The organism is Turicibacter bilis (assembly GCF_024499055.1).
GTDB lineage: Bacteria > Bacillota_I > Bacilli_A > MOL361 > Turicibacteraceae > Turicibacter > Turicibacter bilis.
Window position 1 is genome coordinate 481,306 of sequence record NZ_CP071249.1, and the last position, 14,359, is coordinate 495,664.

General features: G+C 36.0%; 13 protein-coding genes. 10 read left to right on the forward strand and 3 right to left on the reverse strand.

Annotation, left to right across the window (positions count from 1 at the left end; translation table 11 throughout):
* Window positions 1-19: 19 nt before the first annotated feature.
* Entirely contained in the window at window positions 20-1,381 is a 1,362-nt protein-coding gene (locus tag J0J69_RS02320; protein WP_212725563.1) for an MATE family efflux transporter, read from the forward strand.
* A gap of 178 nt (window positions 1,382-1,559) precedes the next feature.
* Here the strand turns inward: J0J69_RS02320 and J0J69_RS02325 are convergent, their stop codons facing one another.
* Window positions 1,560-2,309, reverse strand: a complete 750-nt coding sequence (locus J0J69_RS02325) for a hypothetical protein (protein ID WP_144436979.1) — start codon at window positions 2,307-2,309, stop codon at window positions 1,560-1,562.
* Window positions 2,310-2,489: 180 nt separating this feature from the next.
* Between J0J69_RS02325 and J0J69_RS02330 the strand changes: the two genes are divergently transcribed.
* The 5 genes from J0J69_RS02330 (at window position 2,490) to J0J69_RS02350 (ending at window position 6,884) form a co-directional block, all read left to right on the forward strand.
* The gene (locus tag J0J69_RS02330) at window positions 2,490-2,867 is read left to right on the forward strand and encodes a zinc ribbon domain-containing protein (protein ID WP_055241779.1); all 378 of its coding nucleotides are present in this window, start codon (window positions 2,490-2,492) and stop codon (window positions 2,865-2,867) included.
* Window positions 2,868-3,163: 296 nt separating this feature from the next.
* Window positions 3,164-3,577: a hypothetical protein gene (locus J0J69_RS02335; protein ID WP_055276150.1), complete on the forward strand. Its 414-nt coding sequence runs from the start codon at window positions 3,164-3,166 to the stop codon at window positions 3,575-3,577.
* A gap of 145 nt (window positions 3,578-3,722) precedes the next feature.
* Window positions 3,723-4,148, forward strand: coding sequence for a DUF3888 domain-containing protein (locus J0J69_RS02340; protein ID WP_068759714.1), 426 nt, complete (start codon window positions 3,723-3,725; stop codon window positions 4,146-4,148).
* Between the two features lie 54 nt (window positions 4,149-4,202).
* Window positions 4,203-6,218, forward strand: a complete 2,016-nt coding sequence (locus J0J69_RS02345; protein WP_212725564.1) for a thioredoxin domain-containing protein — start codon at window positions 4,203-4,205, stop codon at window positions 6,216-6,218.
* Between the two features lie 81 nt (window positions 6,219-6,299).
* Window positions 6,300-6,884, forward strand: a complete 585-nt coding sequence (locus J0J69_RS02350) for a hypothetical protein (RefSeq protein ID WP_055305107.1) — start codon at window positions 6,300-6,302, stop codon at window positions 6,882-6,884.
* A 25-nt stretch (window positions 6,885-6,909) separates the two neighbouring features.
* Here J0J69_RS02350 and J0J69_RS02355 read toward each other — a convergent pair whose 3' ends face one another.
* Window positions 6,910-7,821: an FUSC family protein gene (locus J0J69_RS02355; protein WP_055305109.1), complete on the reverse strand. Its 912-nt coding sequence runs from the start codon at window positions 7,819-7,821 to the stop codon at window positions 6,910-6,912.
* Between the two features lie 187 nt (window positions 7,822-8,008).
* On the opposite strand from J0J69_RS02355, the gene J0J69_RS02360 reads away from it, so the two are divergent.
* The 4 genes from J0J69_RS02360 (at window position 8,009) to J0J69_RS02375 (ending at window position 13,256) form a co-directional block, all read left to right on the forward strand.
* Window positions 8,009-8,884 carry an SDR family oxidoreductase gene (locus tag J0J69_RS02360; protein ID WP_055241764.1) on the forward strand — a complete coding sequence of 292 codons (876 nt, stop codon included), beginning with the start codon at window positions 8,009-8,011 and terminating at the stop codon, window positions 8,882-8,884.
* A 280-nt stretch (window positions 8,885-9,164) separates the two neighbouring features.
* Complete coding sequence (gene asnB / locus J0J69_RS02365) at window positions 9,165-11,000, forward strand: asparagine synthase (glutamine-hydrolyzing) (protein WP_212725565.1); 1,836 nt, start codon at window positions 9,165-9,167, stop codon at window positions 10,998-11,000.
* Between the two features lie 78 nt (window positions 11,001-11,078).
* On the forward strand, window positions 11,079-11,762 hold the full coding sequence (locus J0J69_RS02370) for a YiiX/YebB-like N1pC/P60 family cysteine hydrolase (RefSeq protein WP_212725566.1): 684 nt from the start codon (window positions 11,079-11,081) through the stop codon (window positions 11,760-11,762).
* A gap of 114 nt (window positions 11,763-11,876) precedes the next feature.
* Complete coding sequence (locus J0J69_RS02375) at window positions 11,877-13,256, forward strand: GTP pyrophosphokinase (RefSeq protein WP_212725567.1); 1,380 nt, start codon at window positions 11,877-11,879, stop codon at window positions 13,254-13,256.
* A gap of 47 nt (window positions 13,257-13,303) precedes the next feature.
* Here the strand turns inward: J0J69_RS02375 and J0J69_RS02380 are convergent, their stop codons facing one another.
* A complete protein-coding gene (locus J0J69_RS02380; RefSeq protein ID WP_055305117.1) occupies window positions 13,304-14,284 on the reverse strand; it encodes an asparaginase in 981 nt (326 codons plus the stop codon).
* Window positions 14,285-14,359: the final 75 nt, after the last annotated feature.

Below are 14,359 nucleotides of genomic sequence, written 5' to 3' on the forward strand. Positions count from 1 at the left end.
AAAATAAGGATGTGATATGATGAATTTGAAGCAACATTTTAAACAAAATGCTGCCTTTTACAAAGATTTATGGATTATTGCGCTTCCTATCGCTTTACAACAATTAGTGACCTCAAGCTTAAACATGGTTGATACACTGATGGTTGGAAAAGTTGGAGTTGATGCAGTGGCTGCGGTTGGGGTTTCAAACCAATATTACTTTTTATTAAATATGGTGATGTTCGGAATTTATAGTGGAGGAATGGTCTACTTTGCTCAGTTTTGGGGAAAGAAAGAGATTCGAAACATTCACCGCTTACTAGGATTTACTTTAGTTTTAGGGATTGGATTAGCTGCTATTTTTACGGGCTTAGCTCTACTGATTCCAGAACAGATTATTCGTATCTTTACTCAAGATGTCGCGGTTCAAGAACTCGGTGCCAAGTATTTACGTATTGCTTGTTTAAGTTATCCGTTCATGATTTTATCGTTTGGATTTAGTATGGGGTTACGAGCAGTGGAAAAACCTAAATTCTCAATGATTGCTTCGATCATTGCGTTAACGTTAAATACGATCCTTAACTTAATTTTAATTTTTGGATTATTGGGATTCCCTCAATTAGGGGTCATCGGGGCTGCCATTGCGACCCTTGTTTCACGTATCGTTGAGTTTATCCTAGTGATTGGCTTTGCTTACTTAAAAACAGAGACAATGAATCCTAAGTTATCGGTGTTATTAGCGTTTGATCGTGAGCTCATTAATAAACTAATTGTCACAAGTTTACCTGTCGTGATCAATGAATGCTTCTGGGGGCTTGGTACAACAGCTTACATGGTGATTTACGGGATGATTAATGTGGAGTCGATTTCCATTATGAATATTGTCAATTCAATCTTTAATATCTTCTTTATTGCAGCAATTGGGGTTGGAAATGCATCGACGGTCATGCTTGGTAAGAAACTAGGAGCTGGGGAGAAAGAAAAGAGTTATCAAGATGCAATCTTATTCTTAAAGGTAGGGATTGTCCTTGGAATTATCTCAGGACTAATGCTTGTCATGTGTATTCCTGTGATGCTTCAATTATATAAAGACTTCGAGCCATCAACACTTACGCTCATGTCACACGTTTTAATTGTCTTTGCGGTAGGCTTAACGTTCCGTTTTATTAATATTATTAATATCGTTGGTGTTTTCCGCGCGGGTGGAGATACGAGATATGCGATGATTTTAGAGTTAGGGGTCTTATGGACGGTTGGTGTTTTAGGTACCTTTATCGCGGTTAAATTCTTCCATGCGCCACTTCTGATCGTTGCTATTATCGTTCAATTAGAAGAAGCAGTCAAAGTCTTCTTCGGAATGTTCCGTGTACGCTCGAAAAAATGGATTAATCAATTAGTTTAAAAGAGAGAGTTTCTCTCTTTTTTGTATATAGACACATAAATCTTCTACATCCCATCGTCTCAGTAAGAAACAACAATGGATTCATAATTGCACTTCTGTGACTTTTACTTTTTATCGTTTAATTCAGTTCTATCAAAACAAAAAGGATATGCGTAAAAATTTGCATATCCTTTTTGTTTTATTTTTCAATGTAAGTTGTATCAACCCAAGTGCCCGCTATTCCAGGATTTGAAGTAATATTGAGAGGATGAGTAGCATCTTCAACGTATTTATAAATATAATAAGTCCCGGGTTTTATAAATTTGGCTCGTTTCAATGAGGTTGACGTTTTGTAACCTACGATATTTTTTGTCACAATTACTTTCTCACCTTCAATAAAGAGATTGGGAAGGTTTAATCCGATTGAATCATCACCCCAAAAACCTTGTGTTTTAGTATCAGTAAAAATAGGAACAAGTGGTTGGCTAGTAGATATACTATCTTCAACAAAGAAGCCTGACAAAGGTTTATAAAGGGTCATGCCATCAATCCACGCCCCTGCTGCTTTACCAGTTTTTGAAATACGAATAGGATGGCGACTACCTTCTACTATTTTAGAAATAACATAAGTCCCGGGTTTAATCGTTATATTTGAAAGAAGGGCTCCAGAAGAAATGTAACCGGAAATACTTTCATATATAATGATCGTATCACCCACATGAAAAATACTAGTTAACGTTGAAATAAAATTGTTATCTAGGTCAGCGTTACTTAAATTAATTAAATCATTCAACTGTGATAAATCGTTACGCTGGTTAATGGCTGCTACATTATTTGAAGTTTGATCATAAGTCATTTGAGTTGGGGGAAATTTTTGACCATATTTTAGATAATTTGTCGTGGGATCTAAAGGCATTGTTTGATACGTATTACCCATATCTTTTTTCACGTCCTTTTCTATAAACTACTATATTATATAAAAACAAGTCAAAAAGATGGTGTTTCTATTCCTATATTTGATTGTAAAAATTCTTAAAAGTTGGAATGTTTCTGATGAGTTCTTATTTAAAACACACGAAAAGTTCATTATAATAAAAGAAAGAGCATGTTAAGAAAGGATTTTTGATTTATGTTTTTTATTGGTATTTTTGGAATAGAGACAAAAAACGTTGAACTTAAACCACTACCGGCTACGATGTGTAAACACTGTCGTGGAACGGAAAAATTCACGTTATTTAAACACTATCATCAATTCCATTTCTTTTTTATTCCACTCTGGAAATGGCGCTTAGAATATTATATTGTTTGTGACACCTGCCAAACCATTGCTAAAATCCCATTAGAAAAGGGGAGAGCACTTGAAGCGGATGAGAAGATGGAACTCACCTTATGGGATCAAGAAATCGTTTATACCCCATCAGAAAATAAACGACGTTGTCATCACTGTCACGAAGTGGTAGACGCCACGTACCAATACTGTCCTCACTGTGGAAATCATTTGGCGTGATGACCATTCGTTCCTCTAGAATAAATCATCTTAGTTTTTAATCCATAGCAATCATGAACAAGCAAGTAAAGGCTTTATAGGCCTTGGCTTGCTTGTTTTTTTGACTGGCTGTTTAAATCGATTAAAGGTCGTCTTATCCCATGAGTGATGATGACCCTCTAAAAAAATCAACTTTATGTCTTTGGGGATGAACGGATGAGTTAGTAAGGCTATTTAGCATTTTAATCATCACTTTTTGAATAAGTCACTGTTTTCTTTCAAATATTAAGCTAAGCGTTAAAAGGGAGGAAGCCAGTATGGATGTACGATTCGTTTATAGTCTCATTCTAATCATCAGTATGATGTTTTTATGTTTAATGATCCCACCAGATTCTAAACAGAAATCTCAGGAAAAGGAAAACATAACAAGGATGGACTTAAAAAGTCAACTGATTATTAACCTGTTATATCCTAAAATTATTGCAAAAATAAGAGAAGAAAGAGCCGTTACACCCTTAAAAGTCAACTCAGAGGAGATCAATCTTCTTCACATTGAACAAATCAATGAAACACAAATTTCCATTAAATTAGCCTTTTCCTCTTTTTTAAATGAAGAGAAAGTTTATGCTAATTATATCGCCACGTACTTGATTGATTCTTTAGGAGACATTGAAACCCAAACGTTTCAAGAGACCAAAGAATTAGACGACATCCCTATATTTGATAATTGAAGCCAGTCTATAAATGAATGTTGAAAATTAAATCAATTCTTCCTGACTGAAGGGGAATAAAATCAAAAACATTCAACGTCGTGTTTTTTTAATCCTTGAATGACAAATAATATGAGAAAGCTCATGTAAAGAGGAGGTTTTATAGATGAAAATTCACCGAATGAGACAGTTTTTAGTCATGTTCTCTCTTGTTCTTACCTTCAACTTAGTTCCTAAGACTGCTCATGCCATGAATGTTAATCCTGAATCTTGTGAAAAACTCATTATCAATTTATTACAACCTGCTATTGAAGAAGAAATGGTGAAGTATTATGGAGAAGACCTAGGTAAGCGTGTGGAACTCTATAACTATGAAATGTCGATACTTGACCTAACAGCTGAACCTTATAAACCAACGACCGTTACCCTAAAAATCACTCCAATGATTGGCGCTCATCATCCCATTGGTGATTATGAACTCTATTTTTCAGTAGATAATGCGGGAGAAATTAAGCGATTAAGTTTCAAGCCACTTAAAATTTATCCTGAAACGATAGAACGTTTTCAATTAACCTTGCCTGAAATGGAATAGGAAGCCCGATCTTTTCAAACACTAGAGCTATTGAAAGGAATAGGAGTTGATTTTGTGACGACAACAAGTAAACACCCCAATCATTTGATTCATGAATTATCCCCTTATTTATTGCAACATGCGTATAATCCGGTCGATTGGTATCCATGGAATGAAGAAGCTTTTACCAAAGCAAAAGCCGAAGATAAGCCGATTTTTTTAAGTATTGGTTATTCAACGTGTCATTGGTGTCACGTCATGGAGCATGAATCGTTTGAAGATGAAGAAGTGGCGGCTTATTTAAATGAGCACTTTATTTCAATTAAAGTGGACCGTGAAGAACGCCCGGATATTGATAGTGTTTATATGACCGTTTGTCAGAGCTTAACGGGGCAGGGTGGATGGCCACTCACCATTTTAATGACACCAGAGGCTCATCCGTTTTATGCCGGGACTTATTTTCCTAAAAATAGTCGCTATGGTCGACCAGGACTACTAGATGTGTTAAGAGCTATTGTTAAAACATGGTCTGAAAATCGTGAAAAAATTGAACAAGTAACAACTGGCATTCAAGAACATCTCGAACAAATGAATGAACAGCGAAACTCTAATCAAGAAGTCAATTCAAAACTTTTTGCCCATGCCATGCAACATTTTAAGGCGAGTTATGATTTTGAAAACGGTGGGTTTGGAGATGCTCCAAAATTTCCAACCCCACATCGTCTCATGTATCTGTTACGTACCGGTGATCAAAATGCCATCAAAATGGTGAAAAAGACACTGGATCAAATGTATAAAGGTGGTCTTTTCGATCATCTAGGTTTTGGGTTTTCCCGATATTCCACCGATGATGAGTGGCTCGTTCCACACTTTGAGAAAATGCTCTACGACAATGCCCTACTTATTATCACTTATTTAGAAGCCTACGAAGTCACCGAAGAAAAACGATATCTTATGATTGCCACTAAAACCCTTAAGTATGTCCTCAATAATCTTCATCATCCTGACGGTGGTTTTTACTGTGCTGAAGATGCTGATAGTGAAGGAGAAGAAGGGAAGTACTATCTCTTTACACCAGAAGAAATCATTGAGGTACTCGGTGAAACAGAAGGAGCGCTCCTTAATACGTATTATGGCGTAACCTCACTTGGAAATTTTGAAGGAAAGAACATTCTCAATCGTCTCCATGCATCCATTGATCTTGACGAATCACACATCGAACCGTTAAGACAGAAGCTTTTAACGTATCGTGCTTCACGTTATCATTTACATAAAGATGATAAAATTCTAACGTCATGGAATGGTTTAATGCTAGTCGCTCTAGCAAAAGCTTACCATGTGACACAAGATCAGCAGTATGAGACCCTCATTCAGGAAACAATCTCTTTTATTAATCAACATCTCTTTGAAGAAAAACGATTACTCGCTCGTTACCGCGAAGGAAAAAGTCATTATCTAGGTTATCTAGATGATTATGCTTTTTATGTCTATGGTTTAATTGAAAGTTATCAAAGTACTTTTAACCCAGACTACCTTAAACAAGCCATCGAACTAACGCAAGAGATGATTCGCTTGTTTAAGGATTGTGAAGCGGGAGGTTATTACTTATATGGCAGTGATGCTGAGCATTTAATGATTCGTCCAAAAGAAACGTACGATGGGGCCATGCCATCAGGGAATTCAGTCGCAGCTTATAACTTAATTCGTTTAGCTCGCTTAACAGGAGACGCCACATTAGAAAAAGAAGCGATGGAGCAACTAAACTTCATGGCGGCTCATGCGACCCATTATGAAATTAGTCATGCCTTTTACTTAATCGCTGCTCAATTCGCTCTCGAATCAAGTAAAGAACTCATCGCTATCTTAACAAACGACAATGAAATCGAAGATTTTAAAACATTTCTTTCTTTATCTCCATTGTTTAATTTAACCGTTATCTTAAAAACCCCTGAAAATGAGAACAAATTATCAGATTTAATTCCATTTTTAACAGACTATCCTTTATCAAAAGATCCCTCATTTTACGTCTGTGAAGGTGGAAGCTGTCACGCTCCCGTCCATACACTCGGTGACTTAAAACAGTTTATTTAAAAGAAGGCAACTGCCTTCTTTTTTTATGTTCTCACAGAAGGAGGTACTGTCATATATTATAGAAAAGGGGGTGTTTAGGCGATGTTAAGTCAAACAATGTTACGAATTAAGACAAATATTGGAACTTGTCTATCCGAAATGGATGAAATTCTAGAATGTTGTCATAGTTTGCTTGAAAACAATAACATTATCATCTTGATTAATCGATCGCTTTATCACAAACTCAAAGAGGAGTGTGCCAAGCTAACAAAAGTTCGAAAAGCCCTGTATCGCATTTACAGTCATTTAGAGACTGAATTCACACCTTATGTCTTAGATTTAACCCTTGAAGGACATGAGTTAATCAAAGAAATCAACGATATCATTCAAACCATCGAAGATAAATGGAATGAAGGAGATATTGATATTAATAAATATACACTAGCCCAAGCTATCTTAATTTTAGAACTAGATGGAGATGTCATCATTGATATTGATGACTTAGAAATGGTGTTGGCTCATCCAGAATACTTCTGGCTTTGTCTTTATGTTGTTCCCGAAAATAACGTAAAAATCTGTCATTACTCTGCGTGGAAAACAAAACAAGAAGCTCTTATCTTTGCGATGCAGATGCCTGGATGTGGTAAACATCATGTCATTAACCGATTCACTCTAAAAATAGTATAAAAGGACTAATCGTTGATTAGTCCTTTTATTCTTGTGTTGGATTCAAATGCTCCGTTAAATCTTCAACGGTAGAGGTTAATAAATAAATTTGGTCTAACATCTTATGAATATGATATTCAAAAATAGGATGAATCGGTTCCCTAAGCTTGACTTTTTCTTGACAGCCTTGATTAAAAAATTCAATAATCTCCATTTTATTATCAAACGTCATCTCTGTTTGCTCTAATTCCAGTTTAGCAATACACTTAGCATGAAAATAAATGTCGTGGCACGCATCAATGGATTTCTTTAATTTTTTAGAGGAAACAGGATTCTTATGAAATTTTGTATCAGCACAATAATTATGATATAACGCATTTAAACGACTTAATTCAGAATTTAAAGGAGATATATTTAAGTCTTGATGAATTAAAATATTTTTGACCAGTTCAATCGTCATTTGTTCAATCTTTTCAATCTCATCCGTTAAACGCCCTAAGTAATTCGGCTGTGCAATAAAATAATTGACTAAAATCCCCACAATGATTCCAATTGAAGTATCTGTCGTACGTAAAAGAGAATAAATAAGTGGATTTTGATCGGCTGTAATCCCCATTAAAATAGAAATACAGACGGTTGCTGCAATGATAATAGAGGAGCTTATTTTTAAAGCATTACAACAAATAATCGTCACAATGACTGCAAAACCAAGATGAAGTGGGTGATCAAAATGGACAAGTGCAAATAGGTAACCAATGATAGCTCCTAGTACGGTGCCAAGTAATCGATTTTTTCCTGCCACAAAGGAACTTTTCACTGTATTTTGCATCGCAAACACCGTCCCAATCACGGCATAAAAAGGGTTACTAATTAAAAAGGTATTTCCGAGACAGGCGGTGATGACAACGGCTATTCCTGTTTTTAGTGTTCTCATTCCAACATGTTGCTTAATATCCATCTCATGTCCCCCTAAATCTCTAAAAAGTTTGAACTTTGCTACCTTATAATATAGCATGTGTCTTGCGGTTCGACAAGAGACATTTAATGGCCTTTTTGTTCATATTTTCATTCAAGGTTTTCTTATAAAAATAGGACATTTGTGAAAACTATCAATGAATGTTTTAATCAAAAGGAGGATTTGTTAAATGACTAGCCCATGCAGTCAGTTTCCCAAAACCGCAAAACCACAAACTCAAACGAAACAACCAGGGATTGAATCACAAATGGATCCCAAACCGATCTATGATCATCCTGAATATAATAATGGTTCTGGACGGTTAAAAAATAAAGTGGCGATTATTACAGGTGGCGACTCCGGAATCGGGCGTGCTGTTGCGCTTGCTTTTGCCAAAGAGGGAGCAAAAGTGGTTGTTGTTTATTATGATGAGACAGAAGATGCGAATGAAACTAAACAAGCTATTGAGCAGGCGCACGGTGAATGCTTATTAATTCAAGGTGATCTGACGAATCCAAGCTTCGCACAGGACATTGTCAATCAAACATTAGCAAAATTTAATCAAATTAATATTTTAGTAAACAACGCCGCTGTTCAATATCCACAAAATGAAATCACTCAAATTAAAGATGAAGACCTTCATAAAACATTTGCGGTCAACTATTTCGGAACCTTCTATTTAACGCGTGCTGTGGTGCCGCATTTAACTGAAGGAGATAGCATCATTAACACAACATCAGTCACTGCTTATGAAGGAAATGAAACGTTATTGGATTATTCATCTACAAAAGGAGCCTTAACAGCCTTCACTCGTTCACTGGCTTCTAATTTAGCTAAAAAAGGGATTCGCGTGAATGCAGTGGCACCAGGTCCCATTTGGACACCACTTATTCCAGCGTCATTTGATGCTCAAAAAGTGTCTCAACATGGAGCGAATGTGCCAATGAAACGTATGGGACATCCCGTAGAATTAGCAGGTGCTTACGTGTTGCTAGCTTCTAATGAAGGATCTTATATGTCTGGTATTACCATCCATGTCAATGGTGGAACGATTATTAACTGTTAAAAAGAGATAGCATTTGCTATCTTTTTTATATTTCCGAACATTCGTTCTAAGATTATCCAGACGGTGGCAAAATGGCACCTGACCTGATTAAGCGTTATCATTGCATGAAAATAAGTCATTTATTACTCATTTAGCAAAAAATACACGTAGCTGAGTCTATTTTTCTCACCGTTCGAATAAGGAGCGAACAAATGTTTGCGTTAATTATTTTGTTTTTTAGTTCTTTCTAAGACAATCAGTTCGTAAACTATCTTATAAGTTAGCTGAATAGGTGATAACCATGTGTGGATTAGTTGTCTTGATGAAAAATAAAACAACGATTGAGGATCTCCAATTCATGCAGTATGCTTTACAACAAATAAAGCACCGTGGACCAGACGATGAACAATTATATGTATCTGAACAACTTATTTTAGGATTCAATCGTTTAAGTATTATTGATTTAGAAGGTGGATCACAGCCTTTTCATTCAAGTGATAAGACGTGCCACCTTGTGTTTAATGGAGAAATCTATAATTATTTAGAACTTCGCACTCAACTTGAGAAATTAGGATTCAGTTTTGAAACTTCTTGTGAGTCGGAAGTGATTGTGACTCTTTATCAGTTATTAGGGTTAGAATTCATGTCTCAACTGCGAGGGATGTTCTCCCTTGTGCTATACGATGAAATAACACAAGAATTAATTGCTGTTCGAGATCGGTTTGGGATTAAACCATTGTATTATTACCACTTTGACGATGGAATCTTCCTAACATCGGAACTTAAAGTGTTTAAATCCATATACGATAAAGAACAGTTTCTCGATTTTAAAGCACTCCAGCATTACTTTACCTTTCAATACATTCCCGAGCCTGATACATGCCTCATAGATATTAAAGCACTTGAAGCAGGGACTTATTTAACTTATTCACTTGAGAAAGGACTAAGGATAAAGACGTATGCCACAGTAGAATTATTACCGACTAAAAAAACGTCCTATGTCTTAAAGGAAGAACTCCAGCAAGCCATTGTCTCTTCCGTCAAATCTCACCTACAAAGTGAGGTAGAAGTTGGCTGTTTTTTATCAGGGGGAATAGACTCCACCATCTTGACAACATGTGCTAAAGCGTTTAAAGAGGATTTAAAAGCTTTTACAATTGGTTTTGAAGAAGCAGGTTATAGCGAAATCAATGAGGCTATAAAAACAGCAGAGAAATTAAAGCTAGATTTAACAACAAAAACGTTAAATGCTCATGAATTTATGAAGGAAGCTAGGCAAGCCATTGAGTTTTTAGATAGCCCCGTTGCTGATCCCTCAAGTGTTGCCATTTATAGCATCGCGAGAGAAGCAAGAAAACATGTCAAAGTCATCTTATCCGGAGAGGGAGCCGATGAGCTTTTCGGTGGCTATCGAATTTATCGAGAAGTAGATGCCTTAAAACTGTTTCACCCGATTCCTCAACCGATGAAACAAATACTTCTATGGGTGGCGAACCATTTGCCGAATATCAAAGGGAAAAACTTTATCAGACGCGGCTGTATTCCGTTAAGAGATCGATATGTTGGGAACGCCTTCGTCTTTAACGAGCAAGAAAAAGATCAGCTCCTATCCTTTTATCATCCGTCTCATCCCTTTACGGAGATTACCCATCCGATCTATGATCAAATCAAGAATCTCGATCCACTAACACAAATGCAAATGATTGATTTAAAAACGTGGCTTCGTGGTGATCTCTTAGTGAAGTCAGATCGACTAACGATGGCACATGCTTTAGAGCTTCGGGTACCCTTTTTAGATCAACAGGTACTCGAACTAGCGAAATATTTAACACATCGTGAAAAAATAGAGGGGGTTCAAACAAAAATTTTATTACGAGAAGCTTTTGAAGGCTTTATCCCAGCTCATGTCCTTGAGGCTCCGAAAAAAGGCTATCCGGTCCCTTTAAAAAAATGGTTTAAAAACGAACTTTTCGACGAAGCACGGGACATCATTTTAGCGCCAAGTTGTGAGCATCTCATCAATCAACAGGTGGCTCTTTCCTATTTAGAAGCCCATGCTAAAGGAAGAGGGGATCATAGTCGTAAAATTTGGACCTTAATGACCTTTATTTTATGGTATGAATCATGGGTCAAGTAAGAAAATCTTGTATAAACTAAAGAAATGTATGCTATAATAGAGAAACTACTTTGTCTTATACCACTTTTGGAGGATCAAATGAAACCAAACTATTATTTCATTACATTTCTTTTTTTTATTTTAATCATTTCCATGCTAAATTTTTTAGTTGAACTGAATGCTTATACGCCAAATCATGCTGAAAATTCTATTTCAGTGATGAAACAAGCAACTGAAGACTTTAAAGTCGTAGATTATCCTATTAGTCTTATCACGTTAGAAGAGCGTTGTGTCGATGAGCAGAATCAACAAGTCAAGTGCCATCAGCTTCAAGATATTCAAAATGGAGATATTTTAATCACCAAATCTAATCATACACTACTCTATCGCCATGGACATGCTGGAATTGTGCTCGATGCAGAAGCGGGACTAGTTCTTGAAGCCTTAGGGTATGGAACAAGTTCGCGATTAGAATCACTTGAAAAATGGGACTATTATCCGACTGTGAAAGTGCTACGCCTCAAAAACCGCACTGAAGAAACCATCAGTGAACTCGTTAAACGAGCGATGTCAGATTTTTTAGATATTAATTATAATCTGATTGCAACTAAAACAAACATGAATCTCACGCATTGTTCAGATATTGTTTGGAAAGTTTTTAATGCTATTGGCGTTGATATCGATAGTAATGGTGGCTGGTTGGTCACTCCAAAAGATATTAGTCAAAGTCAATACCTTTATGAAGTTGAATCTTATGGTTTTTCAGATGAACGCGCTTGGTAACCTAGCAATGATATTTTGCTAGGTTTTTAATTTATACTAATTTTTCATTAGCATCATATTAAAAATAGAGTTAAAATAAAGATATAAGATTTTAAGCAAAAAGGGGAGTTAACCTTGCCATTAGCAGAATTTAGATATATTGACAAAGCATTATCGACACTTGATAAAGAACGTGATCAACTAGAAGTCATTTCAAAATTACTTCAGATGGAATTCACTGAAATTATGAACCTCCATACGATGGAGTATTTAAATATTACCACTCGTGTGAAAGGACGAGACAGCTTAAAAGAAAAAATTCTTCGCCAAGGATACTATAAAAAATACAATGACCCCATCCGCCTGATTTATCAATTATCCGATTTAATTGGAGTTCGTATTGAATGTCGCTTTGAACAAGATGAACGTGCGATTTATAAAGTCTTAAAAAAACATTTTAATGTGAGAAATGATGATGGGTACTATTATAATGAAATGAATCCAAATGTTAAATTAAGCTTAGACGGGCGTCAACCACAAAAACAGAAAAATGGATTTAAAATCTTCAGAATTGATGGAATTGTCACAGATACGAATAATGAGTTACCCTTTGAGTTACAGATTAAATCACTTGTTAACTCATTCTGGGGTGAAATTGAACATAAAATTATTTATAAAAATTATAACTTCCTTTTAGTCGATGATTTATTAATTGAAATGATGCACTCGATTAAAAATAACTTAGCTTTACTCGATAAACAATTATTAACCATTTACCGAAATGTGGAACAACGACAAACGGATGAAGAGTATCAACGTCGTAACCTAGAAGAAGTGATGGCTAAAATGTGTAATGATGTCTTTGCTAAACAGTTAAAAGAGCAACTGGGAATGAACGTTAATATTAAAAAAGCATGCCAAACCATCATGAAATACACATTCTCTCCAAATGGGATGCTAGAAATTCAAAATATTAGTGATTCTCTTATTAAGGCACTTGAACGTATTTCTCAAATTTCAAATGAGCAAGTCGAATTCAACGTTCCAATTATTTTCTCACGTGAACCTCATTATACGAATAAGTTCGCGCAGATTGTTGGGCCGTATTTTAGGGATGTGATGAATAAAGAGTTCCATTGGAATCTCTTCTTCAAAATCTTATTTGAAATCGAACCTCAAGATAGCGTCGATGATTTTGAAAAGTTCTTAGGCTTCCTCGAACAAGCGTATCAAACTTCATCTTCAATCACACGACTTAAAAAGATTTTGTATTCACAACTTGAAGAGCATGCTGATGAAGTCATGGAGACCCTCATGGAAACCGTCGCTCATATAATTGTTTCCATTGATGACGTTGAATGTATTTATGAAAACAATATTACAAAAGTTGCCTCTGTCATTGCGGATACGTTGCGTGATATAACAGCCCAAATGACGACTTACGATCAATGGCTAACTCAAAAAGAAGCCTTGATAGAAGACTTCAAACAATATTTACTTGAAGAATTATCTTAATAGAAAAAAAGCGCAAAGGCGAAATTTCCTCCTTTTGCGCTTTTTAATTAATCTATAAAGTATGATTTGACTTCTTCTAAGTTTTTAGCGACTGTTAGAACTAACATTAATTGAATACGAGCTTTTTGACCGTTTAAGTTACTTGCTAAAATAGCTCCCGCTTCAACTAATTGAGCACCACCACCGTCATAACCATACGATTCTAGTACACGTCCCATTGGACAACGAGACACGATAATGACCGGAATTTGATGAGCAACGGCACGTTTGATTCCTTCCATCATCATTGGTGGAACATTTCCTCGTCCCATCGCCTCAATGACGATTCCTTTCGCCCCTTTTTCAACTAAGAAATCTAAAAGGGTAGAGTCCATTCCTGAGACAGCTTTCAGTAAATGAACATCCGTTTCAATACGATCCGTCTGCACATGCTTAGTTGGAATCGATTGTTTATGATAATAGATGACATCATCTTGATCGACAATACCAATTGGACCAAACTCTAACGATTTAAATGTATCCAGGCTCATCGTATGAGTTTTAGTCACTTCACGGGCTGCATTGACTTCGTTGTTTAAGACAACTAAGACTCCTTTATTTCGTGATTTAGGATGAACCGCTGTACAGATAGCAGCTGCTAAATTACTTGGCCCATCATAACCAAGTTCTGATCCATTGCGCATTGCTCCAACGACAACGACTGGTTTCTCAGTATTTAAACAAATATCTAATAAATAAGCTGTTTCTTCTAAGTTATCCGTCCCATGTGTTACGACAACACCTACAATATCGTCCTGATTTAATTTTTCTTCTACCACACGTTTTAACTCCATCATTTTTTCGGGTGTCATATGTGGTCCTGGAAGTTTTCCAAACTCTACAATATCAAGCTCAGCAATTTGATCAATGTTTGTGACCATTGACATAATATCTTCACTAGACATTGACGGAATGGCGGCCTTCAGACGTGGATCTACTTTCATTGAAATGGTTCCACCTGTAAATACTACTGCTACTTTTTTTGCCATAAAAAAGCCTCCACGTTATTTATTTTTTAATCTTACTACGTAATTATTTTACTCATTCCAGTTCTTTGATGCAAC